Consider the following 26,259-nt stretch of genomic DNA (forward strand, 5'->3'; position numbering starts at 1 on the left):
CGTTGCCGAGTCAGTCGAGCACCACCCCATGCGCCCGCGCCCATTCTTCCAGCACGCCCCTCAGGTCGCGTGACGGCGGCGCAGCGAGCCACTCGCGCATCTGCGCCACGATCGCGGCGCGGTCGAGGCTGCGCACCATCGCCTTGATCGGCCCCACCGCCGCCGGCGTGATCGAGATGCGGTCGATGCCGAGCCCGATCAGCGCCATCGCCTCCAGCGGCCGCCCACCCATCTCGCCGCACACCGCTACCGGCTTGTCCAGCGCCTGCGCCGGCGCCGCGACCCGGGCGAGGAAGCGCAGGATCGACGGGCTCAGCCAGTCGTAGCGCAGCGCCAGCTTGGGATGCGCGCGGTCGGCCGCGAACAGGAACTGCGTCAGGTCGTTGGTGCCGACCGACAGGAAATCGAGCCGCGGCAGCAGCTGGTCGAGCACCTCGGCCAGCGCCGGCACCTCCAGCATCGCGCCATAGCGGATCTCGTGCGGCATCTTGCGATTGCGCCCGGCCAGCCATTCGCGCTGCGCCTCGAACAGCGCCTTGGCCTCGTCGAACTCCCACGGCTCGCTCACCATCGGGAACATGACGTTGAGCTGCCGCCCCGCCGCCGCCTCGATCAGCGCACGCGCCTGCGCCTTCATCAGCCCCTCGCGCTCCAGCGCGAGCCGCAGCGCGCGCCAGCCCATCGCCGGGTTCTCCTCCTCCCCGTTCTCGTCGTGGTTGAGGTAGGGGAGCGCCTTGTCCCCGCCGATATCGACGGTGCGGAAGATGACGGGCTTATCCCCGGCGGCGTCGAGCACGTCGCGGTACAGCCGCTGCTGGCGCTCGCGCTGGGGCAGCGTCGCCGAGACCAGGAACTGGAACTCGGTGCGGAACAGCCCGATGCCGTCGGCGCCGGTCAGGTCGAGCGCGGCGACGTCGTCGCGCAGCCCGGCATTGACCATCACGGTGATCCGGTGCCCGTCCTTGGTCACCGGCGGCTGGTCCCGCAGGGCGGCAAAGGCGGCGCGGCGCTTCTGCCCGACCGCCAGCTTGGCCTCGAACGCCTCCTCCATCGCCGCCGACGGGCGGACGATCAGGCTCTCGGAGGTGACGTCGAGCAGCAGCCGGTCGCCTTCCCCCACCAGCCGGCGGATGTCGCGCGCGCGGCCGAGCACGGGCACGCCCATCGCCCGCGCGACGATGGTGACGTGCGCGGTCAGGCTGCCCTCCTCCAGCACCACGCCCTTGAGGCGCCGGCGGTCGTATTCGAGCAGCTCGGCCGGCCCCAGGTTGCGCGCGAGCAGGATCGAATCCTCGCGGAGGCCCATCTGCGCCGCCGTGCCGAGCCGGCCCGAGACGATGCGCAGCAGCCGGTTGGAGAGATCCTCCAGATCGTGCATCCGATCCCTGAGCAGCGGATCGTCGATCTCGCGCATCCGCATCCGGGTGCGCTGCTGCACGCGCTCGATCGCCGCCTCGGCGGTGAGGCCGCTGTCGATCGCCTCGTTGATCCGGCGCGACCAGCCCTCGTCATAGGCGAACATCTTGTAGGTCTCGAGCACCTCGTCATGCTCGCCGCCGACGCCGAACTCGGCCTGCGCGGCCATGCGTTCGATCTGGTCGCGCATTTTGTCGAACGCGGAATAGACGCGGCGCCGCTCCTCTTCGATGTCCTCGGCGACGGTGTGCTCGATGACGATGCGCGGCTGGTGGAACACGGCGACGCCCGCGCCCATGCCGTCGACCAGCTTGAAGCCGCTGATGCGCGCGGTCGCGGTCGACTGCGGGCGAGTGGTGCCGCCGCCCGTCATGTCGATCAGGCCGGCGTTGGCGATCAGCTCGGAGAGCACCATCGCCACCGTCTGCAGCGCCTCGATCTCGACCTCGTCGTAGCGCCGCGGCTCGACATGCTGGACCGCGAGCACGCCCACCGCACGCTCGCGGCGGATGATCGGCACGCCCGCGAAGCTGTGGAAACGCTCCTCGCCGGTCTCGGGCCGATAGGCGAAGTCGGGATGGCTCGCGGCCTCGTCGAGGTTCAGCGTCTCGACGTTCGCGGCGATCGTGCCGACCAGGCCCTCGCCGGGCGCGAGCTTGGTGACGTGCACCGCCGCCTCGTCGAGTCCGCGCGTCGCGAACAGCTCGAGCACGCCTTCGCGCAGCAGGTAGATCGAGCAGACCTCGCTCTCCAGCGCCTCGCCGATGATGTCGACCACGGCATTGAGCTTGGCCTGCGCGGTGGTGCGCGCCGCCATCACGTCATGAAGGCGGACCAGGATCTCGCGGGCGGAGGCGGCGGCGGTGAAGGCCATGGCGCAGCGCTATCAGATAGATCGGGCGGGTGCCAACGCAAGCGCCTGCAATACCGGCGCCTGCTATTCAGGGCACGCCAGCGTTCGTGAAGGTCCGAGCCCGCAGGCGGGGGAAAACGTCCTCGATCGGCTTGGTGTCGGGCAGTACATAGACATATCCGCCCTTCTTCCGGAAAAGCGGACGCACGCCCTTGTTGTAAAGCGCCAAGGGCACGTTGATGCACCCGAATGTTATGCGGTTGTCGTCCGCCGTCGGCGACAGCATCCGCTGGCGGCGCCGTTCCTTCTTGCTGGCGCCTGGCGGGATCGGATGGAGCGCCACCGACGTGGCATAATCGACCCAGAGCACCCGTTGCCGTCCGGCCGCCAGCCCGTATTTCGCCAGGAATCGCCCGGCCGGCGTCGTCTTCTCCGCGGGACCGATCTCGGCGAGATTCTTGCTGCCGACGCCAGGGGTGGCGTCATCCCCGACGGCGACGCCGATCAGGACCGGAGCCTTGCCGAGCGGCTTCCCCTTGGCATCGAACAGAAAGAGCGACGCCGCCTTCTTGTCGATGATGATGTACGGCAGGGAACCATTGTCCCCCGACGCGGCGATCCAATCGGCGACGCGCGTGGTCGTCGCCGAGCGGATCACGCCGCTCTCGGCGTTCCGACTCCCCGGCCGCGACGGCGTTGTCGTTTCCGGCGGCCGACCGCCCTCCGCCCGTGCAGGCACGGGAACGGTCAGCGCAAGTCCGGCAAGCGCCACAAGGACATGGATCATCGCTCGGGGCGTTCGAAACGTAACGCCCGCCCCGAGAAAAGGCCGACGCGGGAAATCACGATCCGATCAGCATTCGCTCGCGTGCGGCATCAATTACGCGGCCGCTTCCGCTGATTCTCCTGCATCCGCTGCTCGATGCCGTCCACGCGGGCATTGAGCTGATCGAGACGCTGGCCATTGTTCTGCGCCTGCCCGGATGCGGCCTGCGCCTCCGACAGTGCCGACTTCGCCGTGCCGTCGGTCTCCTGCAATCTCGCCTCGAGTGCGTCGACGCGCTGGCTCACGGTGGCGACCTGCTCTCTCACGAACCCCTTGGTGGCACAGCCACCCAGCCCCAGCGCACCAACCAAAATCACAACCGCAGGGGCCAGTTTCGTCACGGACGGCGACATTGCATTCTTCCAATGGTTAACGAACCGTTACAGTCAGAGCCGAGCGCTCCTGTTCCAACAATCCGATTCTGTCCGGCTGTGCATCTGCTCGGGTGAGTGGACGATGCCGGCGTGCTCATCGCGCGGGTCCGGCGAATTTCCTGCTTGCATGGGGCAGGCATCCCTGCTCGTCGCAAATCGATTGCCTTGCGTCGACCGCCAGGTGAATAATGGGCGCGAGGGCATGGAGGGGCGCATGTTCATGAAGTTCGGTTCGTTTGCCTGCGCGCTTGCAACGAGTGCAGCGCTGCTGCCGACGGCGGCGCTTGCCGACGATCCGCGCGATCCGACGAGGCGCGGCGCGGCGGCGCGCGAGCGCGATCGCGCGATCATCAAGCGCATGAATCAGGACCAACTCGCCCATGTCCGCCAACGCGACGCCAGGAACTGGCAGAGCTACCGCGAGGCGCGCGACACATATGCCGACGCCCATGCCGAATATGCGCGCAAGATGGCAGCCTGGCGCCGCGCAGTCGCCGCCTGCGATGCGGGCCGCTGGGAATATTGCGACGATTGAGCCGCGGGCGGGCGTCTGGGCCTGAACGGTTTGCTGTCCGTTTCATCGTCGACCGCCGGGACATGCCTCTGGCCGCTTATCCTTGAAATGTAGGACTTCGCCTGCCACGCGGGACGGGCTCTTTCTCAGGACCGACTTCCCTCGTCACGATTGCGCACCTCACGCGCACACGCGACGGCAGAGTCAACTTGGTCAACATTTTCGGGTATCGCGATACCGCTCCGGAGTGCTGCCCCGCGCGCGTACGCGAAAGAGGTGCGACTTTCGTGACTTTCGGCAACCGGCGGTGACGGTCACCCCGCCCGCTTCTCCAGCGCCTGCGCCGCCTCGGCCATCAGCGTAGCGACGATCTCGGCGACCGGCTCCTCGCGGGTCACCATGCCGACCGACTGGCCCGCCATCAGGCTGCCGTGCTCGACGTCGCCGTCGATCACCGCGCGGCGCAGCGCCCCGGCCCAGTAATGCTCGATCTGCAGCTGCGCCTCGGCCATCTCGATGCCGCCGTCGTCGAGCGCCTGCGCCACCTCGCGCTGCTTGGCGGTGAACAGCTCGGTGCCGGCGTTCTTGAGCGCGCGCACCGGGATCACCGGCAGCCGCGGGTCGACCTGGACGCTGGCGACCGCGTCGCGGGCGGAGGCGCGCAGGAACGCCTTCTTGAAGTTGGGATGGGCGATGCTCTCGCTCGCGCAGACGAAGCGGGTGCCGAGCTGCACCCCCGCCGCACCCATGTCGAGATAGCCCGCGATCGCCTCGCCCCGGCCGATGCCGCCGGCGACGAACACGGGCACGTCGGCGGCGACCTCGGGCAGGATCTCCTGCGCGAGCACGCTGGTCGAGACCGGGCCGATGTGGCCGCCGGCCTCCATCCCCTCGATCACCAGCGCGTCGACGCCGGACCGGATCAGCTTCTTGGCCAGCGCCAGCGCCGGGGCGAAGCAGATCAGTTTCGCGCCATTGCCCTTGATCGCATCGAGGCTCCCCGCCGGCGGCAGCCCGCCCGCGAGCACGACATGGCTCACTTCGTGCTTGCGGCACACGTCGATCAGGTCGAACAGCTGCGGATGCATGGTGATCAGATTGACGCCGAACGGCTTGGTCGTCAGCGCCTTGGTCCCGGCGATCTCGGCGTCGAGCAGCTCGGGGCTCATCGCCCCGCACGCGATCAGGCCGAAGCCGCCCGCGTTGGAGATGGCGGCGACCAGGTTACGCTCGGACACCCACGACATCGCTCCGCACAGGATGGCGACGTCCGAGCCGAGGAACTGCGCGCCGCGCGCCATGCGCCGGGCCAGGCGCTCGCGGCCGATCGAGGAGTCAGTCATCCGCGCGCCGGTAGCCCCGCCGACCCGGCGCGGCAAGCGGCATCGCCGCCTCAGGCCGCCGCATCCTCCGGCGCGTCGAGCCCATAGGCGGTGTGAAGCACGCGCACCGCGAGCTCGGTATAATCCTCCTCGATCAGCACGCTGACCTTGATCTCGCTGGTCGAGATCGCCTGGATGTTGATCCCGCGCTCGCCCAATGTACGGAACATGGTCGAAGCGACGCCGGCATGGCTGCGCATCCCCACGCCGACGATCGAGATCTTGGCGACGCGCGTATCGTGCATCAGCTCCGCGAAGCCGATCTCCTCCTTGGCGCGGGTCAGCATGTCGATCGAGCGCGCGAGGTCGGCGTTGGTCACGGTGAAGGTGACGTCGGTCGACCCGGTCGTGTGCGCGATGTTCTGGATGATCATGTCGACGTTGATCCCGCCGTCGGCGAGCGGCGCGAAGATGCTCGCCACCGCGCCGGGGCGGTCGGGCACCTTGGTCAGCGTGATCTTCGCCTCGTTCTTATCGTGGGCGATGCCGGTGATGAGCTGGCGTTCCATGTCTCCGATCTCCTCTTCCCCGACGATCATCGTGCCGGGCTCCGCCCCACCCCCGCTGCTGCCTTCCTCGTCGACGAACGACGAGAGCACCTGGACGCGGACATTCTCCTTCATCGCGAGCCCGACCGAGCGCGTCTGCAGCACCTTGGCGCCGACGCTGGCGAGCTCGAGCATCTCCTCATAGGTCACGCGCTTCAGCTTGCGCGCCCGCGGCACGATGCGCGGGTCGGTGGTGTAGACGCCGTCGACGTCGGTGTAGATGTCGCAGCGGTCCGCCTTCATCGCCGCCGCCATCGCCACCGCCGAGGTGTCGGAGCCGCCGCGGCCGAGCGTCGTCACGCGCTCGCCGGCCGCAAGGCCCTGGAAGCCCGGGATCACCGCGACTTCGCGGTCGGCGAGACTGTTGTTGAGCGCGGTCGTGTCGATCTCGGCGATGCGCGCCGAGCCGTGGCCGTCGGAGGTGCGGATCGGCAGCTGCCAGCCGAGCCAGCTCCTCGCCGGCACCCCGATCGCCTGCAGCGCGATCGCGAGCAGCCCGCTCGTCACCTGCTCGCCCGAGGAGACCACCACGTCGTACTCGCGCGGATCGTAGAGCGACGACGCCTCGCGGCAGAAATTGACCAGCCGGTCGGTCTCCCCGGCCATCGCCGAGACGACCACGGCGACCTCGTTCCCCGCCTCCCATTCGCGCTTGACCCGCGCGGCGACGCTGCGGATGCGCTCGATGCCCGCCATCGAGGTGCCGCCGAACTTCATCACGATGCGGGCCATGGGTGTCGCTTATCCCTTGGGTGAGGTGGGGCGCCCTGATAGGGAGACGGCATGGGTCACGCAACCGTAACAGCCGCAACTATCGATCCGGCCGAGGCCGCCCATTTCGGCAGGCTCGCCGCCGACTGGTGGGACCCGAAGGGATCGTCGGCGATGCTTCACCGGCTGAACCCGCCGCGCCTGGCTTACCTCCGCGGGCAGGTCGACGCGCATTGGGGCGGCGATCCGGCGAGCTTCACGCCGCTCGCGGGCAGGACCGCGCTCGACATGGGCTGCGGCGCCGGGCTGCTTGCGGAGCCGCTCGCCCGGCTGGGCGCGGCGGTGACGGGTGTGGACGCGGCCCCGGAGAACATCGGCGCGGCCCGCGCTCATGCGGCGGCGGGCGGCCTCGCCGTCGACTATCTCGCGGGAGGAGTCGAAGCCGTCGCCGGCCGACGCTTCGACCTGGTGGTGAGCTTCGAGGTGATCGAGCACGTCACCGACCCCGCAGCCTTCGTCCGCGGGCTGGCGGACGTGCTGGCGCCGGGCGGCCTCATGCTGCTGTCGACGCCCAACCGCACCGCATTGTCGCGCCTCGCGATGATCACCATCGGCGAGGGCACCGGCCAGATCCCCAAGGGCACGCACGACTGGCACAAGTTCCTGACCCCCGACGAGCTCACAACCCTGGTCGAGGATGCAGGGCTGAAGGTGATCGACACGCGCGGGCTCAGCCTGTCGCCGGGTCACGGCTTCTTGCTCAGCGACAGCCGCGCGCTCGATTATTTCGTGACCGCCCGTCGCGCTTAAGAGCGGATCGGCATTCGAGGAGAGGACTGACGTCCCGCCCCTCCTCAGCGTCACCCCGGAACAAGTCCGGGTGACGGCTGGAAACCAGGCTACGGAAGGAGCCTTCCCAAAATGTCGACCGATCCCAGGCCGTGACCATGCGGCCGTTGATCACGCAGCCTTGGTCTCGGGCAGCGCCGGATAGTCGGTGTAACCCTCGGCCCCCGGCGTGTAGAAGGTCCTGGGGTCGACCGGGTTGAGCGGTCCCCCGCGGCGCAGGCGTTCGACCAAATCCGGATTGGCGATGTACGGCCGGCCGAAGGCGATCGCATCGGCCAGCCCCGCGTCCAGTGCCGCCTGCGCGCCCGCGAGGTCATAGTCCTGGTTCAGCACCAGCGGGCCCGGAAAGACCTCGCGGATCTTCGGACTGAGCGGAGGCACGTCGCTCTTGCCGAAAGTTCCCTCCGGCGTGAGCTCGCGCAGCTCGAGGAAAGCGATGCCGCGCTCGGCGAGCGCCTTCGCCGCCGGCATGAACACCGCTTCGGGATCGCTGTCGTCGGCGCCCTGGGTCTCGCCGTTGGGCGACAGGCGCACGCCGGTTCGCGCCGCGCCCGCCTCGGCGATCAGCCGGTCGACGACTTCGAGGAGCAGGCGGGTGCGGTTCTCCGGCGCGCCGCCATAGTCGTCGTCGCGCTTGTTGACGCCGTCACGCAGGAACTGGTCGATCAGATAGCCATTGGCAGCGTGCAGCGCGACGCCGTCGAAGCCGGCGCGCAGCGCATTGCGGGCGGCGGCGGAAAAATCATCCAGGACACGCTTGATGTCGTCGAGCGTCGCCGGCCGCGGCTCGTCATAGGGGTTGGGTTTGCCGGGAACATAGGGCGCCTGGATCGACGAGGAGGACAGCGACTGCTGGCCGGTGATGTCCGGCCGCGCCAGCCGGCCCATGTGCCACAACTGCGGCACGATCCGCCCGCCCGCCTCGTGCACCGCGTCGACGACCGGTTTCCAAGCCTCGACCTGCTGGTCCGTCCACAGGCCGGGCGCCTTGGGCCAGCCGAGCCCTTCGCGGCTGATGCCGGTGCCCTCGGTGATGATCAGCCCGGCGCCGGCCCGCTGGCGGTAATAGTCGATCATCAGCGGCGTCGGCACATGGTCATCGGTCGAGCGGCCACGGGTCAGCGGCGCCATCAGGACGCGATTGGGCGCGCGGATCGCGCCGAGATCGATGGAGTCGAACAAGCTGGGCATGACCGATAAAACCTCCCTCGGGGGCGACGCCGCGAAGCTAGGACGTTACAGGGCCACATGCACCGGAGCGGAGACCCAAGAAAAGCTGCACCGCAGCAAAGCCAGATCTTACCCTTGCTGGCCGTGGCGGGGGCGAACGTCGCGCTCGCCTTCGGCCCGTGGTTCGTGCGGATGTCCGATACGGGGCCGGTCGCGGCGGCCTTCTGGCGCATGATGCTCGCCGCGCCTCTGCTGCTGGCGGCAACGGGGCTGCTGCGCCAGCGGACCATTGCCAGCGCCAAGGGGCTGTGGTGGGTGCTGGGCGTGAGCGGCCTCGCCTTCGCCGCCGATCTCGGGAGCTGGCACGCCGGCATCCATCAGACCACGCTCGCCAACTCGACGCTGTTCGGCAACATCGCCACGCTGGTCTTTCCGATCTATGGCTTCGTCGCCGCGCGGAGCTGGCCGTCGCGCTCGCAGGCGACGGCGCTCGGCATCGCCGCAGTGGGTGCCGCGCTGCTGCTCGGCCGCTCGGCCGAGCTGTCCTCGCGCCATCTCGTCGGCGATCTCCTCTGCCTCGCCGCGGGCCTGTTCTACGCCTTCTACTTCATCCTCATGTCGCAGGTGCGTGAGCGGATGGCGCCGCTGCCTGCTCTCGCCCTGTCGAGCGTCGCCAGCGTGCTGCCGCTGCTCGCTGCCGCCTGGCTGCTCGGCGAGACGATCCCGCCGCAGCGCTGGGGGCCGCTGGTCGCGCTGGCCGTGGTGAGCCAGGTGGTGGGGCAGGGGCTGATGATCTACGCGCTCGGCAAGCTCTCGCCGCTGGTGGTCGGCATCGCGCTGCTGATCCAGCCGGTGGTGGCGGCGGCGATCGGCTGGGTCGTCTATGACGAGCGGCTCGGCACGCTCGATTTCGTCGGTGCCGCGCTGGTCGCGCTCGCGCTGGTGCTGGTCCGCCGGGGCGGGCGCACGCCGGTGCAGCTTGCGCCCGTCGGCGCGCAGGCGCAAAGGAGCCGGGATGGCTGACCTCACCGACGCCACGCTCGACGAGATTCGCGACGCGCTGATCGGCGATGTCGCGGTCAACGCCGCGTTCGACGGCTGGACGCCACGCGCCATCGCCGCCGCCGCCGCGATGCGCGGGGTCGATCCCGACGTGGCGAAGCTTGCCTGGCCGGGCGGCGCGGTCGAGATGATCGACGCCTGGTTCGCCCACATCGACCGCGCGATGCTCGCCAAGCTGCCGCCCGAGGCGCTGGCGGCGATGAAGGTGCGGCAGAGGATCGCGGCGCTGGTCGAGGTGCGGCTCGATCTGCTCGCCCCGCTGCGCGAATCGCTCCGGCGGACCTATGCGGTGCTGGCGCTGCCGCAGAACCTGCCGCGCGCGGCGAAACTCGGCTGGCGCTCGGCCGACGTCATGTGGCGCGCGGCGGGCGATACCGCGACCGACTACAACCACTATACCAAGCGCGCCATCCTCGCCGGCGTCTATGCCGCGACGATCCAGGTGTTCCTCGGCGACGAGAGCGAAGGCCATGGCGACACCAGCGCCTTCCTCCAGCGGCGCATCGACGGCATCATGGCGTTCGAGAAGGCCAAGGCCGGCTTCCTTGCCCGCACCGCCAACCGGCCGAGCCTGTCGCGCTTCGTCGGGCGCCTGCGCTATCCGGTACGTTAGAAGCTGCCTGGACGGAGGTAGCATCGGGCTCCCGCGAAGGCAGGAGCCCTGGATTACGGGCGCATCGCTTGCGGCCCAAGCTCCTGCTTTCGCAGGAGCACCGATGCTCCTTCAATCAGAGCGGGAAGACACAAGAAAAGAAGTGCAATTTGCACTGGCATCGCTGCGCTCCTATTGATAATCACTCGCAGCAATGAACGCTCCCGCCATCTTGTCCGCTCCCGTCCGACTCGGCCACCTCCCCCGTCGCGTGCCCGGCACCGTCGCCGCGGTCGACTGGGACACGCTGAGCGTCCCGGAGGCGCGGCGGCTGCGCGAGCTCGGGCTCGACGAAGGCGTCGAGGTCGAGCTGCTGCACAAGGCCTCGCTCGGCAGCGGGCCGATCGCCTGCCGGATCGGACGGATGACGGTGGCGATTCGCCGCCACGTCGGCCACGCCATCCACGTCGCCCCCGCCAGCTAGAGTAGGTCCGACGCACGCCCCCGCCACCCTCGCGCCGCTGGTCGCGGTCGTCGGCAATCCCAATGCCGGCAAGAGCGCGCTGTTCAACGCGCTCACCGGCGCGCGGCAGAAGGTCGGCAATTATCCCGGCGTCACCGTCGAGCGCCATTCGGGACGGATGGCGCTGCCCGACGGACGCCCGATCGAGCTCATCGATCTGCCCGGCGCCTACAGCCTCGACCCCGCCTCCCCCGACGAGCGGGTGACGCGCGACGTCGTGCTGGGACGGCAGGAAGGCGAGCGGCTGCCCGATGCGATCCTGGTGGTGGTCGACGCCGCCAACCTCGACAATCACCTCCGCTTCGCGCTCCAGCTCATCGCGCTCGGCACGCCGGTGGTGGTCGCGCTCAACATGATCGATCTCGCCGAGCGCGACGGGCTGGTGCTCGATCCGGCGCGGCTCGAGGAGGAGCTCGGCGTGCCGGTGGTGCCGACCGTCGCGGTCCGCAAGCGCGGCACCGATCAGCTCAAGGAGCGGCTCGCCGAGGCGGTGCAGGTCGCCGGCGCGCGGCCGGTCCGGGCCGGCGGCGGGGCGGTCGACGACATCGCCACGCTCCAGCGCCTCGCCCGCTCCATTGCGGCGAAGGCCACCGTCTCCGAGACGGCGGTGCGGCGGTGGACGCATCGGCTCGACGCGATCGCGCTGCATCCGGTGGCGGGGCCGGTGCTGCTGCTGACGCTGTTGTTCGTGATGTTCCAGGCGGTGTTCACCTGGGCGACGGTCCCGGCCGATGCGATCGACGCCGGCTTCTCCTCGCTCGGCAATTGGATGCGGGAGGTGATGCCGGACGGCTTCGTCCGTTCGCTGATCACCGACGGCCTGATCGCCGGCGTCGGCGCGGTGATCGTGTTCCTGCCGCAGATCCTGATCCTGTTCCTGTTCATCCTCGTGCTCGAATCGACCGGCTACATGGTGCGCGCGGCGTTCCTGATGGACCGGCTGATGGCGAGCGTCGGCCTGTCGGGCCGCGCCTTCATCCCGCTGCTGTCCTCCTTCGCCTGCGCCGTGCCGGGGATCATGGCGACGCGCACGATCGACGACGAGAAGGACCGGCTCACCACCATCCTGATCGCGCCGCTGATGACCTGCTCGGCGCGCTGGCCGGTCTATACGCTCATCATCGGCGCGATGATCCCCAACACCCAGGTGCTGCCGTTCGTGCGGCTGCAGGGGCTGGTCATGTTCGGCCTGCTGATCGTCGGCGTCGCGGGCGCCTATGGCGCGGCGCTGGTGCTGCGGCGCACGGTGACCAAGGGCGCCTCCTCCGGCTTCATGATGGAGATGCCGAAGTACCAGTGGCCGAGCGTGCGCGACGTGCTGATCGGCCTGTGGCAGCGCGCGCTGATCTTCCTGAAGCGCGCCGGCACGATCATCGCCGCGACCACGGTGGTGCTGTGGCTGCTGCTGAGCTTCCCCAAGCCGCCCGAGGGCTCAGGCATCTCGCCGGTCGATTACTCCGTCGGCGGCCGCATCGGCCAGGCGATCGAGCTGGTGGTGAAGCCGATCGGCTTCAATCGCGACATCTCGCTGGCGCTGCTGCCGGCGATGGCGGCGCGCGAGGTGGCGGTGGCGGCGATCGGCACCGTCTATGCGATCGACGGCACCGACGCCGCCAACGAGGGCCGCATCCAGGACCAGCTCAAGGGCCGCTGGACCTTGCCGACCGCGCTCGCCTTCCTGATGTGGTTCGTGTTCGCGCCGCAGTGCATCTCGACCATCGCCGTCACCCGCCGTGAAACGAATGGATGGAAGTGGCCCGCCTTCATGGTTGGCTATCTGTTCGCATTGGCCTACATCGCTGCGGGGGCGACCTATTGGGTCGCGACGGCAATCGGATTGTAGGAATTTTTGAATGGCGGGCAGCGTCAACAAGGTCATCCTGGTCGGCAACCTGGGACGCGATCCCGAGAGCCGCAGCTTCCAGAACGGCGGCAAGGTCGTCGAGCTGCGCATCGCGACGTCGGAAAGCTGGAAGGACCGCGCTACCGGCGAGCGCAAGGAAAAGACCGAGTGGCACACGGTCAAGGTCTTCAACGAGGGCCTCGCCAACGTCGCCGAGCGCTATCTGCGCAAGGGCAGCAAGGTCTATGTCGAGGGCGCGCTGCAGACCCGCAAATGGCAGGACCAGCAGGGCCAGGACCGCTATTCGACCGAGATCGTGCTGCAGGGCTTCAACAGCGTGCTGACGATGCTCGACGGCGCGCCGGGCGGCGGTGGCGGCGCCCCGCGCGGCGGTGACGACTGGTCGGGCGGCAGCGACGATTTCGCGGGACAGAGCTCGGGCGGTCGCGGCGGCAACTTCAACTCGGGCGGGCAGCGCTCAGGCGCGGCCAAGGGCAACGACTTCGGCGGCGGCCTCGCGGACGACCTCGACGACGATGTGCCGTTCTGACGACTAAGGTCCAGATCGCGCGGTAAGGGTTACCGCCATCCGAGCGCGGGGGCCACGTACTTGAGTATCGCCTCGATGACATGGGCATTATACTCGACGCCGAGCTGGTTGGGGACGGTGAGCAAAAGCGTGTCCGCTTCCGCGATCGCCTCGTCCGCCTTCAGCTCCTCCGCCAGCCTGTCGGGCTCGGCGGCGTAGGATCGGCCGAACACCGCGCGCATGTTGTCGATGATGCCGATCTGATCGCTGCTGTCGCTGCGCCCGAAATACATGCGGTCACGATCGTCGACGAGCGCGAAGATCGACCGTGAGACCGACACCCGCGGCTCGCGGGAATGGCCGGCCTCCTTCCACGCCTCGCGATAGGCACGGATCTGCTTCGCCTGCTGGACGTGGAACGGCTCTCCCGTCTCGTCGGCCTTCAGCGTCGAGCTCTGCAGGTTCATGCCCATCCGCGCCGCCCAGACCGCGGTCGCGTCGGACGCCGAGCCCCACCAGATGCGCTCGCGCAACCCTTCCGAATGAGGTTCGAGCCGCAACAGGCCCGGCGGATTGGCGAACATCGGGCGCGGATTGGGCTGCGCGAAGCCGTCTCCCTTCAGCAGCTCGAGGAAGACCTCGGCGTGACGGCGCCCCATGTCGGCGTCGCTCTGCCCTTCCGCCGGTGCGTAGCCGAAATGGCGCCAGCCATCGATCACCTGCTCGGGCGAGCCGCGGCTGATGCCGAGCTGGAGCCGTCCGCCGCTGATCAGGTCCGCCGCGCCGGCGTCCTCGGCCATGTAGAAGGGATTCTCGTAGCGCATGTCGATCACGCCGGTGCCGATCTCGATCCGCCTGGTCCGTGCGCCGACCGCCGCCAGCAGGGGGAAGGGCGAGGCGAGCTGACGCGCGAAGTGATGGACGCGGAAATAGGCGCCGTTCGCGCCCAGCTCCTCCGCCGTCTCTGCGAGCTCGATCGATTGCAGCAGCACGTCGGCGGCGGATCGTGTCGCCGACTGAGGGGACGCGGACCAATGTCCGAACGAGAGGAAGCCGATCTTCTTCATGGAACGGAGCTGGCGCCGCCCCGCTCACGCTGCAAGCCTCCCATTGGAATAGCAGCGTTTACGATTCTGTTGCTTGCGCCGGTCAGCGCTTCAGCAGGAACACGGCGTGCTCGGCGAACAGGTTCGCCGCCGCCGGCCGGGCGGGAGCACCATTCGCGAGGAACCATGCGCCCTCCACCGTGATCCCGCGCTGCCTCACGAAGGCGCGGAAGTCGTCGACGGTGACGTGGTGGATGTTGGGTGTCTCGTACCATTCGAGCGGCAGCAGCCGCGTGACCGGCATCCGCCCGCCGAACAGCAGCGACGCACGCACCCGCCAGTGCGCGAAATTGGGGAAGGAGACGAACGCCCGCCGTCCGATCCGCAGCAGCTCGTCGAGCACATGGTCCGGCCGCCGCGTGGTCTGGAGCGTCTGGCTCAGGATCGCATAGTCGAAGGCGTCGGTCGGATAGTCCTTGAGGTCGGCGTCGGCGTCGCCCTGCACCACCGACAGCCCGCGCGCGACCGCCGTCGCGACGTCGCCCGGGTCGAGCTCGAGCCCGCGCGCGTCGACGCCGCGCTCGTCGCGCAGCGCCGCCATCAGCGCGCCGTCGCCGCAGCCGACGTCGAGCACGCGGCTGCCCGGCGCGACGTTGGCGGCGATGATCGCGAGATCAGGACGCAAGCTGCTCGGCATCGCTCTGCATCAGCCGGATCGCCCAGGGCGCCAGCCGCTCCATGAAATAGTCGGGCCGGTGGAGCGGCGTGAAGCCGCACGCCGCATAGACGTCATGGGCATCGCGCGTGACGAGGCCCGTGCGCCGGATCGTGGCGAAGTCCGGATGGTCGAGGAACCAGCGCACCATCCGCCGGGCGATGCCGAGCCCGCGCGCCGCCTCGTCGACCCAGACGTCCGCCAGCCAGGCGAAGGTGGCGTGATCGGTGATCATCCGCGCGAAGCCGAGCTGCTCGCCATCGCGATAGGCACCGAGGCAATGCGATCCCGCGATGGCCCGCTCGACCAATGCCCGCTCGATGCCGGGGGACCAATAGCTGGAGGCGAGCCAGCCGTGGATGCGCTCCACATCCAGTCGCGCGCGATCGTCGGAGAGGATGGTCTCAGCCATGTCCGTTGGTCCGCAGGAAACCGTCGACGACCCGGTTCAATTCGGGCGATTCGAGCAGGAAGGCGTCATGGCCGTACGGCGAATGGAGCTCGACGAAGCTCGCCGCGGCGCCGGCGGCGTTGAGGGCATGGACGATGGTGCGCGATTCAGCGGTGGGATAGAGCCAGTCGGTGTCGAAGCTCACCAGGCAGAAGCGGGTCCTCGAGCCGCGAAAGGCGTTGGCGAGCAGGCCGCCATGCTCCTCCGCCAGGTCGAAATAGTCGAGCGCGCGGGTGATGTAGAGATAGGAGTTGGCGTCGAACCGGTCGGTGAAGGTCAGCCCCTGGTGGCGCAGGTAGCTCTCGACCTGGAAATCGGCGTCGAAGCCGAAGGTCTTGGCGCCATTGGGTTTGTCCGGCCGCGCCTGGAGCTTGCGGCCGAACTTCTCGGTGAGGCCGGCTTCGGAGAGATAGGTGATGTGCGCGGCCATGCGGGCGACGGCGAGGCCCGCGGTCGGCGGATCGCCGGTGCCGTAATAGTCGCCGCCGCGCCATTTGGGATCGGCCATGATCGCCTGGCGACCGACCTCGTGGAAGGCGATGTTCTGCGCCGAATGCCGCGCGGTCGAGGCAATCACCACCGCCGCGCGGACGCGCTCGGGATAGGTCGCCGCCCAGCTCAGCGCCTGCATCCCGCCCATCGACCCGCCGACGATCGCCGCCAGCGTCGGGATGTCGAGGTGGTCGAGCAGCATCGCCTGCGCGCGCACCATGTCGCGGATGGTGATGACCGGGAAGCCCATGCCATAGGGGCAACCGTCGGGTCTCGGGCTGGCGGGGCCGGAGCTGCCCATGCAGCTCCCCAGCACGTTGGTGCAGATGACGAGGTAGCGGTCGGTGTCGATCGGCTTCCCCGGCCCCACCATCCGCGTCCACCAGCCGGGCTTGCCCGTGCGGGGGTGATTGGAGGCGACATGCTGGTCGCCGGTCAGCGCGTGGCAGACGAGGATCGCATTGTCCTTCGCCGGCGAGAGCGTGCCGTAGGTCTCGTACGCGATCTCGACCCCCGTCAGGCTGGCCCCACTGTCGAGCGACAATGGAGAATCGAGACGGGCAATGCGGTCGAGACCGAAGCGGGCGTCGCTCATCGCCTCGCTGCTAGGCCGTTTCCCCGGCAACGCAAGTCCCATGCCGTGCCGCAATGCTTGCCAGCGCGCGTGCATTGGGCCATCGCCTCGCCCTCATGAACGCTCCTGTCCCCAAGCCCTGGATCATGGCGATCGCGCCCTACGTGCCCGGGCGATCGACCACCGACGACGGCCGCAAGGTCGTCAAGCTCTCGTCGAACGAGAATCCGCTCGGCACCAGCCCGGCCGCGCGCGAGGCGTTCGCGAGCGCCGCCGGCCGGCTGGAGCGCTATCCCGACGCCGGCGGCGCCGAGCTGCGCGAGACGCTGGCGGCGAAATACGGGCTCGATCCGATGCGGATCATCTACGGCAATGGATCGGACGAGATCCTGCACCTTGCGGCGGGCGCCTTCGCCGGCCCGGGCGACGAGGTGATCTTCGTCAAATACGGCTTCGCGGTGTACGAGATCGCCGCGCGGCGCGTCGGCGCGACGCCGGTGGTCGCGCCCGACAAGGACTATGCGACCGACGTCGACGCGATCCTCGCCGCGGTGACGCCGCGCACGCGCATCGTCTACATCGCCAATCCCAACAACCCGACCGGCACCTATGCGGGCAAGGCGGAGATCGCCCGGCTGCACGCGGGCCTGCCGGGCGACGTGCTGCTGGTGCTCGACCATGCCTATGCCGAATATATCGAGGGGGAGGCCGAGGATGGCGGGATGGCGCTCGCGGAGAGCGCGTCCAACGTCCTGGTCACGCGTACCTTCTCCAAGATGTACGGGCTCGCCGCCGAGCGGATCGGCTGGGGCTATGCCTCGGCTGCGATCATCGAGGCGATGCACCGCATCCGTCTGCCTTTCTCGATCACCATCGCCGGCACCGCCGCCGCGATCGCCGCGCTCGGCGACACCGGGTTCGTCGAGCACACCCGCGCGCACAACGCCGAATGGCGGCGCTGGTTCGCAGAGGAGGTTGCCAAGCTCGGCAACGCAGGGCTGCGGGCGGTGCCGAGCCAGGCCAATTTCGTGCTGGTGCTGTTCGAGGGCAAGCTGACCGCCGAGGCAGCCTACAAGGGGCTGATGGACGCCGGCTATATCGTGCGCTGGCTGCCGGGGCAGGGGCTGCCGCACGGCCTTCGCATCACCGTCGGCACGGAAGACGAGACGCGCGGTGTCGCGGCGGCGTTGCGCGACCTTGTCGAGAAGGCCGGCTGATGCTGCCGTTCTCGCGCGTCTCGATCATCGGGCTCGGGCTCATCGGCTCGTCGATCGCGCGCGGCGTGCGGGAGGCGATGCCGAGCGTGGCCTTGTCCGGCTACGACGCCGATCCCGAGGTGCGGGAGATCGCACGCGCCCTCGGTCTCTGCGACGACATCGCCGACAGCGCCGGCGCGGCGGTGATCGACGCCGACCTCGTCGTGCTGTGCGTCCCCGTCGGCGCGATGGGCACGGCCGCAGCGGAGATCGCTGCCGACCTGCCGGCCGATGCAATCGTCAGCGACGTCGGCTCATGCAAGGCGAGCGTGGTCGAGGCGCTGGCGACGGCGCTGCCGGGCACGACCATCGTCCCCGCCCATCCCGTCGCCGGCACCGAGAACAGCGGCCCCGAGGCGGGCTTCGCGACGCTGTTCCACAAGCGCTGGTGCATCCTGACACCGCCCGACGGCACCGATCCGGTCGCGGTCGAGCGCATAGCGGAGTTCTGGCGGCGGCTCGGCGCCAACGTCGAGCAGATGGCGCCCGACCATCATGACCGCGTGCTCGCGGTGACCAGCCACCTGCCGCACCTCATTGCCTATACGATCGTCGGCACCGCCTCCGACCTCGAGGAGGTGACCAGTTCCGAGGTGATCAAATATTCGGCCGGCGGCTTCCGGGATTTCACCCGCATCGCCGCCTCGGACCCGACGATGTGGCGCGACGTGTTCCTGGCGAACCGGGAGGCGGTGCTCGACATGCTCCAGCGCTTCTCGGAGGATTTGACCGAGCTCCAGCGCGCGATCCGCTGGGGCAAGGGCGAAGTGCTGTTCGACAAGTTCACCGAGACGCGCGCCGTCCGCCGCTCGATCATCGAGCAGGGCCAGGACGACGCGCGGCCCGACTTCGGCCGCTCGGATCATTGACGGCTGAGATCCCGCCAGCCGAAGATCAGCAGCACCATCGCCGCCACCGCCGCCCAAGTGCGGATCGTGTTCCAGAAGGTCCAGTCCTTGAGGTAGGTCGCCCACAGCGCTGCGGCTTCCTGCGTCGCCGGGTCGGCCGCGGCGAGCCGGTTGTTGAGCGGTACGTTCAACGCCATCGTCACGCCGAAAGTGCCGATCGCGTAGGCGAGCCCGCCGACGATCGCGAGCACCGCGCCCGGCGTCCCCAGCCGCAGCAGCCCGCCGCCGGCAAGCACCAGGCCGACGACGGCTGTCCCCATGAACACGGACAGGAACAATGGGTTCAGCACCACGACATTGACGTGCTGCATCGCCGCGGCCCCCTGCGCCGGCGGCATCCGGCCGAGCGCCCCCATCACCGTGTTCGAGAAGGCGAAGAAGAACCCCGCGATCAATCCCGACCCGATCGCGCCGATCAGCGCCAGCCAGCACAGCACCATCTTCATCTTGGCTATCCTCTCACGTTGGACTCCAGCACGTTGATCGCGGCATGGACGCGCGCCTCGATCTCGCGGCGCGGCAGGCCCGGGGGGATCGGATCGCCGAAGGCGATGGTGACGGTGCCGGCGCGCTTGGGCCCTCGCTTGGGCCACAGCCGGCCGCTGTCGAGCGCGACCGGGATCACCGGCAGGCCGAGCGCGCGGTAGAGGCCGGCGAAGCCGGGCTTGAGCGGCGGCATCTCGCCGGGCTTCACGCGCGTGCCCTCGGGGAAGATCACCACCGGCCGGCCCTCGGCCAGCGCCTCTTCGGCATCGCGCATCATGCGCCTGAGCGCCGTGGCGGAGGCGCTGCGGTCGACCACGATCACGCCGTAGCGCTGCGCCGCCCAGCCCCAGATCGGGATGCCGGCAAGCTCGCGCTTCATGATCGGCGCGGGCGACCCCAGCATCCGCGCGACCTCGAACGTTTCGAACATCGCCTGGTGCTTGCAGGCATAAAGCGCGGGCCCCTCCGCCGGCGCGCCGATCACCCGCGTGCGGATGCCGATCAGCCAACGCGTCGCCCAGCTGTGGAAGCCGAGCCAGGCTCGCGCATAGCGCCGAAGCGCCGGCCGCCCGAACAGCGCGGCGATCGGCGCGCCGAGCACGAACGGCACCGATCCGCCCCAGAAGACGAGGATGAACAGCAAGGTGCGCGCCCAGGCGATCATCCGCCGATCCCGAACAGGATCGCCGCGCGGCGGACGAGATATTTGTTGTATTCGCGCGTCAGCGTACCGACCCTCGGCCGGGTGACGACGGCGTCGCCCACCACCTCGATATCGGGCCCCAGCGCGTGGGTGAGCTCGAGCCGCGCGCGTGGCATATGCCATTCCGCCGTCACCAGCCGCACCGACCTGAAACCGTGCGCGCGCACCCATTCGGCCGTCTCGTCGCCGTTGGAGCGGGTATCGACCGCCTCCTGCCCCAGGTCGATGCAGCAGGTGAACCATCGCGGCTCGACGCCATATTCGATCGCGAGCTCGATCGGGCGCACGTCGGGCGCGGTGCCGCTGATCAGCATCCGCTTCGCCTCGCCTGCCTTGAGCACCGCGATCCCGCGCGCGATCCGGCCGGGGCCGCCGGTCGGCACCACGATCGCATCGGTCTTGCGCGCGCCCAGAGGACGGCCGAGCGAGAAGCCGAACAGCGCGAAGCCGAGCAGATAGAGCAGCGCGGCAAGCGCGAAGAGGCGGACGAGGATCCTCACAGCACCTGCCTCAACGCCCGGATCACGGTGATGCGGGCCGCGGCCATCGCCAGCAGCGCGAAGGCAAGCGGCATCAGTGCGAGCAGCAACCAGTCGAATGCCGAGAGGCCGATCCCGCTGGCGAGCGCCGAATCGAGGCTGGCGATGCGGCTCCCGAGCAGTGTGACGGTCGCCAGCGCGAACACCGTTCCGATCGCGCCCCCGACGAGCGTGTCGATCGCAATGCGCCGCTGGAACAACCGCGCGACCTGCACGTCGGTCGAGCCCAGCATGTGCAGCACCTCGATGGTGTCGCGGTGCGTGTCCAGCCCGGCGCGCGCAGCCAGCAGCACGATCGCCGCGGTCGCGCCCGCCATCAGCAGCACGAGGCCACCCGCCAGCCAGGCGAGCGACAGCACGAAGCTGCGCACCGGCGCCAGCCAGGCGGCGTTGCGATCGACCCGCACGCCGGACGCGGCGGCGCGGGCGGCTGCCGAAACGCGCGCGACGGTGGCGTCCGCGGAATCCCGAAGGTCGACATCGATCATCGCCGGCATCGGCAGGTCGGCGTCGAGCCCGGCGTCGCCCAGCCAGGGCTCGAGCAATTCCGCCAGCTCGGTGCGCGGCACCTGCCGCACGGCCTTCACCTCGGGCATCGCGCGCAGGCGCTGGGCGAGGTCCGCCGCCGCGTCGTCGTCCGCGCCCAGGAGCTGCACCGTGAGCCGCCCCGCGAGCTGGCTGTCCAGGCCGGTCGCCGCGCCGAGCGTGCCGAGCCCCAGCGCACCGGCGAGCACGGTCAGGAACAGCATCACTGCCATCACCCAGCTCATCGCCCGCGTGCGCCGGCCGTCGTCGAGCAGCCGCCAGCGCGGCCTGACGCGGCCGCCCTCCGCGATCTCGTCCTCGACCTCGCTCATGCCGGCCGTCCCGGCGGATGGCGCAGGCTGCCGGTCGGGTCGAGCAGCCGGCCGTGCTCGATCCGCATCATATGCGCGTTGGAGATGCGGCTCAGGAGATGGAAATCGTGCGTCGCCACCACCACCGTGGTACCGAGCCGGTTGAGGCTGTCGAACAGATGGAGCAGCCGCGCCGCCATCTCGGGATCGACGTTGCCGGTGGGCTCGTCGGCGACGAGCATCTCCGGCCGGCCGATCACCGCGCGGGCGATGGCGATGCGCTGCTGCTCGCCGCCCGACAAGGTCGGCGGCCTGGCGTGGGCGCGTTCGGACAGGCCGACCCAGGCAAGCATCTCGCGCACCGGCGCCTCGATATCGCCCTCGGGCACGCCCGACAGGCGCAGCGGCAGCGCGATATTGTCCCAGGCGGTGAGGTGCGGGATCAGGCGGAAATCCTGGAACACCACGCCGATCCGTCGCCGGAATCCCGGCAGGCGCGAGCGCGGCAGCGTCACCGCATCCTCGCCGAACAGGCGGATGGTGCCGCGCGTCGGCCGCTGCGCGAGGTAGAGCAGCTTCAGGAGGCTGGTCTTGCCCGCCCCGCTGGCGCCGGTCACGAAGTAGAAGGCGCCGGTCGCCAGCGTGAAGCTGACGTCGGACAGTGTCTCCAGTCCCGTGCCGTAGCGCAGGCCGACGTTCTCGAACTGGACGATGTTCGCCATGCCGGCGCCGGCTTACCCGCTGCTTGCCCCGATGCCCACAGCCATCGCACAGGCGCCCTCGTGCCACAATATGTCTCTTGACTCTTTCGAGACTCTTGCTCCCCGAGTCGTTTCGTGTTTAGATTCAGCGCGGTTGATCGGGTGTGATGAGCCGAACAGCCTGTGTGAGTGACGACGCATGATCCTAGAATGCGCCGAGTGCGGCACGCGATACCTCGTTCCCGACAGCGCGGTCGGTGCGGACGGCCGCACTGTCCGCTGCGCCAATTGCAAGCATAGCTGGTTCCAGGCGCCGGCGTCGGCTGCGGTCGACCGATCGACGCCGGCGGTCGAGCGTGCGGCGGCGCCGCCTATTCCGCCCGCTCCTCCGGCAGAGGCGCCTGAAACGGCGCCGGTCGCGGCAACAGCGGCTGAAGCCGCGCCTCCCGCCGCCGGACCCCGGCCGGCGCCGGTCAGAAGCTTTGTCGACGATGCCGTGGCCGAACCTCGGCGCGACTTCGACGCCTTCGCACACCATCCGCCGTTCAAGCCGCGGCGCAATCCGGCGCGGCGGTGGACCGCTGCGGCGATGGTCGCGGGTGCCTCGATGCTGATCGGCGCGGGGGCGATCCTCTATACGGGCCAGCCCGGCATCGCCGCGCAGCTCGGCCTGCCGCTCGGCGATGCCGAGACGCCGCTGCGCTTCGCCGACAAGTCGATCGACCGCCGCAACCTCGCCAGCGGCAACGAGCTGTTCGCGGTCTCGGGCCGGGTGGTGAACCCGACCGGTGCGGTGCAGCGCGTGCCCGACATCCGCGCGGAGCTGCGCGACGCGCAGGGGCGACTGGTCTACAGCTGGACGATCGAGCCCAAGGTGCGCTCGCTCTCCCCTAACGGCGGGATCGAGTTCAACTCGGCCAAGCTCGACGTGCCGGCCAATTCGCATGTACTCGAGCTGAGCTTCGCGCGGGGGATCTAGTCTTCACAGCCTCCGGCTCACCCAGGCGAGCCGGAGGCCGTTGAGCAGCGCCGCCGCGACCATGCCGATGCCCGAGGCCCAGACCAGCGCCATCGGGCCGACGCCCTGCTCGACCAGCAGCCAGCCGAGCCCGCCGGTGACGACGAAGAAGGCGGCGATGCCGTTGAGGCCGGCCGCGACCTGGTCGCCGAGCGAGCGCAGCGTATAGACCAGCACCACCTGCACCCCGTCGAACAGGATGAAGGGCGCCCAGACGAGCAGCATCGCCGCGGCGAGCACATGCACCTCGGCGGCGGCGGGGAAGGCACCGGTGATGCCGCGGTCGAACACGAGCAGGATGACGGCGCACACCCCGGTCGCCGCAGCTGCCAGCGCGGTCGCGATCGTGGCTCGCCAGGGCGCCTCGCGCGGCAGGCCCTCGCCCACCGCATTACCCACGCGCACCCCGGCCGCCGATCCCATGCCGAGCGCGAGCGCAAAGGTCACGTTGTGGATCGAGAAGACGATCTGGAAGGCATGGGTGGCCGCCTCGCCGAGCCGCGTCGACAGCGCGATCAGCACCGAGAAGCCGGCGAGCTCCAGCGCGGAAGCGATCGCGGGCACCAGGCCGAAGGCGGCGAGGCGGCGTACGCCCTCTCCCGTCGCCCGCCACCGGCGCACCTCGCGCGCCTCGGCCTGCGCCAGCGTGAGCGCGGCCGCGATCATCAGCACGGCGCCGAGCACCGACGCGATCGCCGTCGCCGCCGCCGCGCCCACCGCGCCGAGCGCGGGCAGCCCGACGTGCCCGCCCGACAGCGCCCAGGCGAGCACTGCGTTGACCGGCAGCGTGATGACGTTGACGACCGTCACCCGCCGCGGCCGGCTGACCCCCTCGAGGAAGAAGCTCGCCGCGATGATCAGCGTCTGGAACGGATAGGCGAGCGCCATCACCCGCACCACCGCGGCGGCATCGGGCGCGATCGCCGGTGCCACGCCGATCGCCAGCAGCATCGGCTCGGCAAAGGCGAAGAGGAACGCCCCCGCGGCGAGGCCCAGCGCCAGGCCGAGCACCAGCCCCTCCTGGAACACACGGCCCGTCGCGGGCAGGTCGCGGGCGCCGTCGGCGCGGGAGGCGAACACCAGGATGCCCGTCAGCCAGCCGAGCACGGCGACGATGCCGATGAAGGTGAGGGCCCGGCTCGCCCCCAGCGCCGCCGCCTGCTCGGTCGAGACCAGCCCGACCACCACCACGTCGGTGACGTGGAGGATCGTCCAGTTGAGGCTGGTCAACACCACCGGCCAGGCGAGCGCCAGCAGCCGCCGGGTCTCGGCCGCGACATGGCGGCTGGGAACGGTGTGCTCGGACATGGTTCCGCCGGTAACCGTTCCCGCGCGATCAAGGAAGCTTGCCAGCGCGATCCGGCTGCGCTAGGGGCGCTCGCCTTACCAGCCGCCGGCACTCGTCCGGCGGGTTTCACGTGCGGTCGTGGCGGAACTGGTAGACGCGCAACGTTGAGGTCGTTGTGTCCGAAAGGACGTGGAAGTTCGAGTCTTCTCGACCGCACCATCATCCCGGCTGAGCCCCTGGCGGCTCAGCCCCCGAACATCCCCCGCCGATAGAGCAAAGTGATCGCGACACGGCGGTTGCGCGGGTCGGCCGGGTCCTTCACGATCATCGGCTCGCGGTCGGCGACTCCCTCGATCCGCTCGAAATGGGTCTCGGGCACGCCGCCCAGCGCCAGCCGGCGGCGCGTCGCCTCCGCGCGGCCTGACGAGAGCATCCAGTTGTTCATCGCGCGGGGATCGCCCCAGGCGAGGCTGTCGGTATGGCCACGGATCATGATCGGGTTGTCCATGCCGCGGATCGATTCGGCGACGAGACCGATCAGCTCCGACGCGTCGGGCACCAGCGCAGTGGTGCCGAGCGCGAACATCGAATAATCGGCATCGTCGAGCAGGTCGATGCGCATCCCGTCGCGCGTCGCGACGAATTTGACGTGCTTGCCGAGCTTGGCGAGCCGCGCGTTCTGCTTGATCTTGAGCTCGACCTGCCGGCGCAGGCGATTGAAGTTGGCCTCGTCCTCCGCGAAGATCGAGGCGCGCTTGAACGATCCCTTGTCGCCCGAACCCTCGCGCAGGCCGCCCGTCGCGCTGGCCGGCACGGTCAGCGATCGCGTGCCGGTCTGCGAGGCGCGGTGCGGGTAATTGTCCTTGTCGATGAGCGAGGCGCCGCCGAACAGCCCGTTGGAGCCGGCGCTTTCCTGGCGCAGCTCGACCAATGTCGGCGCGAAATAGTCGGCGATCGACTTGCGCTGCTTCTCGGTGGTCGCGCCGAGGATCCACAGCAGCAGGAAGAAGGCCATCATCGCCGTCACGAAATCGGCATAGGCGACCTTCCAGGCCCCGCCATGGTGGGCGCCGTGCTCCTCGATGTAGACCTTCTTGACGATGATCTTGGGCGGCTGGTTCGAGCCGTGCGGCGCCCTGGCGGCGGGCATGACGTTACCGCCCCCTCAATCCGTCGAACACCTCGCCGAAGCCAGGCTGGTTCTTGTGCGCGATGCCGGAGCGCGCCGCCTCGATCACCAGCGGCTGCGGGTGACCGTGGAGCGAGGCGATGATGATCTGCTTGACGACATGATAGATCGCCCCGTCGGCATCGATCACCTGCTTCAGGCGATTGGCGAGCGGGCCGACGATGCCATAGGCGAGCAGCACGCCGAGGAAGGTGCCGACCAGCGCCGACCCGATCATCGCGCCGAGGATCGCCGGCGGCTTGTCGATCGAGCCCATCGTCTTCACCACCCCCAGCACCGCGGCGACGATGCCGAGCGCGGGCAGCGCGTCGGCGAGCGACTGCAGTGCCGTCTGGGGCCCCTGCACCTCGTGGTGGTGGGTCTTGATGGCGTTGTCCATCACCTCCTCGACCGCATGGACGTCGAGCGTGCCGGAGGAGACGACGACCAGGCGCAGCGTGTCGGCGATCAGGTTGACCAGCGTATCGTCGGCGAGGAGGCGAGGATAGTCGGCGAAGATCGCGGAGGATTTGGGATCCTCGACATGCGGCTCGAGGGCGATCGGGCCGTCGGTCCGCAGCATCTTCATGAGCTTCGAGACCAGGAAGATCGTGTCGAGATAATCCTGCTTCTTGTACTTGGGGCCCTTCAGCACCTTCATCACGCCGCCGCCGAGCGCCTTCAGCTCCTTGCCCGAGTTGCCGATCACCAGCGCGCCCAGCGCGGCGCCGCCGATGATCAGCATCTCGTGCGGGATGGCGTGCAGGATCGGGCCCAGCGCGCCGCCGGTGATGACGAAGCCGCCGAAGACCATCGCGAGCAGGATGACGAGACCGATCGCCGGAAACATGAACTCGATTACCCCCTGGCGAAGACCGTCCCTGTC

Annotated in this window: 28 protein-coding genes and 1 tRNA gene; 11 read left to right on the forward strand and 18 right to left on the reverse strand. The window is 69.5% G+C overall.

The window, feature by feature from the left end:
* Positions 1-10 precede the first annotated feature (10 nt).
* The 3 genes from ptsP to ACMGER_RS02650 form a co-directional block, all read right to left on the reverse strand.
* Positions 11-2,290 carry a phosphoenolpyruvate--protein phosphotransferase gene (gene ptsP / locus ACMGER_RS02640; protein ID WP_436810570.1) on the reverse strand — a complete coding sequence of 760 codons (2,280 nt, stop codon included), beginning with the start codon at positions 2,288-2,290 and terminating at the stop codon, positions 11-13.
* A gap of 67 nt (positions 2,291-2,357) precedes the next feature.
* Positions 2,358-3,056, reverse strand: a complete 699-nt coding sequence (locus tag ACMGER_RS02645; protein ID WP_436810571.1) for a hypothetical protein — start codon at positions 3,054-3,056, stop codon at positions 2,358-2,360.
* An 89-nt stretch (positions 3,057-3,145) separates the two neighbouring features.
* Positions 3,146-3,448 (reverse strand): hypothetical protein, encoded by a 303-nt coding sequence (locus ACMGER_RS02650; RefSeq protein WP_436810572.1) that lies wholly within the window; start codon positions 3,446-3,448, stop codon positions 3,146-3,148.
* A 241-nt stretch (positions 3,449-3,689) separates the two neighbouring features.
* On the opposite strand from ACMGER_RS02650, the gene ACMGER_RS02655 reads away from it, so the two are divergent.
* Positions 3,690-4,004 (forward strand): hypothetical protein, encoded by a 315-nt coding sequence (locus ACMGER_RS02655; protein ID WP_436810573.1) that lies wholly within the window; start codon positions 3,690-3,692, stop codon positions 4,002-4,004.
* A 293-nt stretch (positions 4,005-4,297) separates the two neighbouring features.
* Here ACMGER_RS02655 and ACMGER_RS02660 read toward each other — a convergent pair whose 3' ends face one another.
* Positions 4,298-5,326, reverse strand: a complete 1,029-nt coding sequence (locus tag ACMGER_RS02660) for an NAD(P)H-dependent flavin oxidoreductase (RefSeq protein WP_436810574.1) — start codon at positions 5,324-5,326, stop codon at positions 4,298-4,300.
* 50 nt (positions 5,327-5,376) lie between these two features.
* On the reverse strand, positions 5,377-6,645 hold the full coding sequence (locus ACMGER_RS02665; RefSeq protein WP_436810575.1) for an aspartate kinase: 1,269 nt from the start codon (positions 6,643-6,645) through the stop codon (positions 5,377-5,379).
* A 51-nt stretch (positions 6,646-6,696) separates the two neighbouring features.
* Here ACMGER_RS02665 and ubiG point away from each other — a divergent pair, with 51 nt between their 5' ends.
* Positions 6,697-7,434 carry a bifunctional 2-polyprenyl-6-hydroxyphenol methylase/3-demethylubiquinol 3-O-methyltransferase UbiG gene (ubiG, locus tag ACMGER_RS02670; protein WP_436810576.1) on the forward strand — a complete coding sequence of 246 codons (738 nt, stop codon included), beginning with the start codon at positions 6,697-6,699 and terminating at the stop codon, positions 7,432-7,434.
* Positions 7,435-7,584: 150 nt separating this feature from the next.
* Here the strand turns inward: ubiG and ACMGER_RS02675 are convergent, their stop codons facing one another.
* A complete protein-coding gene (locus ACMGER_RS02675; RefSeq protein ID WP_436810577.1) occupies positions 7,585-8,664 on the reverse strand; it encodes an alkene reductase in 1,080 nt (359 codons plus the stop codon).
* Between the two features lie 57 nt (positions 8,665-8,721).
* Here ACMGER_RS02675 and ACMGER_RS02680 point away from each other — a divergent pair, with 57 nt between their 5' ends.
* The 5 genes from ACMGER_RS02680 (at position 8,722) to ssb (ending at position 13,213) form a co-directional block, all read left to right on the forward strand.
* The gene (locus ACMGER_RS02680) at positions 8,722-9,666 is read left to right on the forward strand and encodes a DMT family transporter (protein ID WP_436810578.1); all 945 of its coding nucleotides are present in this window, start codon (positions 8,722-8,724) and stop codon (positions 9,664-9,666) included.
* The gene (locus ACMGER_RS02685) at positions 9,659-10,318 is read left to right on the forward strand and encodes a COQ9 family protein (protein WP_436810579.1); all 660 of its coding nucleotides are present in this window, start codon (positions 9,659-9,661) and stop codon (positions 10,316-10,318) included. The genes ACMGER_RS02680 and ACMGER_RS02685 overlap by 8 nt, the downstream gene beginning before the upstream one ends.
* A 193-nt stretch (positions 10,319-10,511) precedes the next feature.
* Positions 10,512-10,781: a FeoA family protein gene (locus ACMGER_RS02690; RefSeq protein ID WP_436810580.1), complete on the forward strand. Its 270-nt coding sequence runs from the start codon at positions 10,512-10,514 to the stop codon at positions 10,779-10,781.
* A gap of 37 nt (positions 10,782-10,818) precedes the next feature.
* Positions 10,819-12,663 (forward strand): ferrous iron transporter B, encoded by a 1,845-nt coding sequence (gene feoB, locus ACMGER_RS02695; RefSeq protein WP_436811649.1) that lies wholly within the window; start codon positions 10,819-10,821, stop codon positions 12,661-12,663.
* Between the two features lie 10 nt (positions 12,664-12,673).
* Positions 12,674-13,213, forward strand: a complete 540-nt coding sequence (gene ssb, locus ACMGER_RS02700; RefSeq protein ID WP_436810581.1) for a single-stranded DNA-binding protein — start codon at positions 12,674-12,676, stop codon at positions 13,211-13,213.
* 29 nt (positions 13,214-13,242) lie between these two features.
* Here the strand turns inward: ssb and ACMGER_RS02705 are convergent, their stop codons facing one another.
* The 4 genes from ACMGER_RS02705 to metX all read right to left on the reverse strand — a co-directional run bounded on the left by ACMGER_RS02705 (position 13,243) and on the right by metX (position 16,491).
* Positions 13,243-14,259, reverse strand: coding sequence for an LLM class flavin-dependent oxidoreductase (locus tag ACMGER_RS02705; protein WP_436810582.1), 1,017 nt, complete (start codon positions 14,257-14,259; stop codon positions 13,243-13,245).
* Between the two features lie 82 nt (positions 14,260-14,341).
* On the reverse strand, positions 14,342-14,935 hold the full coding sequence (metW, locus tag ACMGER_RS02710) for a methionine biosynthesis protein MetW (RefSeq protein ID WP_436810583.1): 594 nt from the start codon (positions 14,933-14,935) through the stop codon (positions 14,342-14,344).
* Complete coding sequence (locus ACMGER_RS02715; protein WP_436810584.1) at positions 14,913-15,365, reverse strand: GNAT family N-acetyltransferase; 453 nt, start codon at positions 15,363-15,365, stop codon at positions 14,913-14,915. Before ACMGER_RS02715 ends, metW begins: the two co-directional genes overlap by 23 nt.
* Positions 15,358-16,491 (reverse strand): homoserine O-acetyltransferase MetX, encoded by a 1,134-nt coding sequence (gene metX, locus ACMGER_RS02720; protein ID WP_436810585.1) that lies wholly within the window; start codon positions 16,489-16,491, stop codon positions 15,358-15,360. The genes ACMGER_RS02715 and metX overlap by 8 nt, the downstream gene beginning before the upstream one ends.
* A 95-nt stretch (positions 16,492-16,586) precedes the next feature.
* Here metX and hisC point away from each other — a divergent pair, with 95 nt between their 5' ends.
* Both hisC and ACMGER_RS02730 read left to right on the forward strand, forming a co-directional pair.
* A complete protein-coding gene (gene hisC, locus ACMGER_RS02725) occupies positions 16,587-17,687 on the forward strand; it encodes a histidinol-phosphate transaminase (RefSeq protein ID WP_436810586.1) in 1,101 nt (366 codons plus the stop codon).
* Entirely contained in the window at positions 17,687-18,595 is a 909-nt protein-coding gene (locus ACMGER_RS02730) for a prephenate/arogenate dehydrogenase family protein (RefSeq protein WP_436810587.1), read from the forward strand. The genes hisC and ACMGER_RS02730 overlap by 1 nt, the downstream gene beginning before the upstream one ends.
* Here the strand turns inward: ACMGER_RS02730 and ACMGER_RS02735 are convergent.
* From ACMGER_RS02735 to ftsE, 5 genes are read right to left on the reverse strand one after another with little or no spacing between them, the layout of a single operon-like run.
* A complete protein-coding gene (locus tag ACMGER_RS02735; protein ID WP_436810588.1) occupies positions 18,589-19,080 on the reverse strand; it encodes an anthrone oxygenase family protein in 492 nt (163 codons plus the stop codon). The genes ACMGER_RS02730 and ACMGER_RS02735 overlap by 7 nt on opposite strands.
* 5 nt (positions 19,081-19,085) lie before the next feature.
* Entirely contained in the window at positions 19,086-19,784 is a 699-nt protein-coding gene (locus tag ACMGER_RS02740; protein ID WP_436810589.1) for a lysophospholipid acyltransferase family protein, read from the reverse strand.
* Positions 19,781-20,323 (reverse strand): YdcF family protein, encoded by a 543-nt coding sequence (locus tag ACMGER_RS02745; protein WP_436810590.1) that lies wholly within the window; start codon positions 20,321-20,323, stop codon positions 19,781-19,783. Before ACMGER_RS02745 ends, ACMGER_RS02740 begins: the two co-directional genes overlap by 4 nt.
* The gene (locus tag ACMGER_RS02750) at positions 20,320-21,219 is read right to left on the reverse strand and encodes a cell division protein FtsX (RefSeq protein ID WP_436810591.1); all 900 of its coding nucleotides are present in this window, start codon (positions 21,217-21,219) and stop codon (positions 20,320-20,322) included. The genes ACMGER_RS02745 and ACMGER_RS02750 overlap by 4 nt, the downstream gene beginning before the upstream one ends.
* Positions 21,216-21,920 (reverse strand): cell division ATP-binding protein FtsE, encoded by a 705-nt coding sequence (ftsE, locus tag ACMGER_RS02755; protein WP_436810592.1) that lies wholly within the window; start codon positions 21,918-21,920, stop codon positions 21,216-21,218. Before ftsE ends, ACMGER_RS02750 begins: the two co-directional genes overlap by 4 nt.
* A gap of 178 nt (positions 21,921-22,098) precedes the next feature.
* Here ftsE and ACMGER_RS02760 point away from each other — a divergent pair, with 178 nt between their 5' ends.
* Positions 22,099-22,878: a zinc-ribbon domain-containing protein gene (locus tag ACMGER_RS02760; RefSeq protein WP_436810593.1), complete on the forward strand. Its 780-nt coding sequence runs from the start codon at positions 22,099-22,101 to the stop codon at positions 22,876-22,878.
* A 3-nt stretch (positions 22,879-22,881) separates the two neighbouring features.
* Here the strand turns inward: ACMGER_RS02760 and ACMGER_RS02765 are convergent, their stop codons facing one another.
* Positions 22,882-24,225: an MATE family efflux transporter gene (locus ACMGER_RS02765; protein ID WP_436810594.1), complete on the reverse strand. Its 1,344-nt coding sequence runs from the start codon at positions 24,223-24,225 to the stop codon at positions 22,882-22,884.
* A gap of 112 nt (positions 24,226-24,337) precedes the next feature.
* Here ACMGER_RS02765 and ACMGER_RS02770 point away from each other — a divergent pair.
* Positions 24,338-24,424, forward strand: a tRNA-Leu gene (locus ACMGER_RS02770).
* Between the two features lie 25 nt (positions 24,425-24,449).
* Here ACMGER_RS02770 and ACMGER_RS02775 read toward each other — a convergent pair.
* The gene (locus ACMGER_RS02775) at positions 24,450-25,355 is read right to left on the reverse strand and encodes a flagellar motor protein MotB (RefSeq protein ID WP_436810595.1); all 906 of its coding nucleotides are present in this window, start codon (positions 25,353-25,355) and stop codon (positions 24,450-24,452) included.
* A 4-nt stretch (positions 25,356-25,359) separates the two neighbouring features.
* Positions 25,360-26,223 (reverse strand): flagellar motor stator protein MotA, encoded by an 864-nt coding sequence (gene motA, locus ACMGER_RS02780; protein ID WP_436810596.1) that lies wholly within the window; start codon positions 26,221-26,223, stop codon positions 25,360-25,362.
* Positions 26,224-26,259: the final 36 nt, after the last annotated feature.

The organism is Sphingomonas astragali (assembly GCF_051400615.1).
Lineage (GTDB): Bacteria > Pseudomonadota > Alphaproteobacteria > Sphingomonadales > Sphingomonadaceae > Sphingomonas.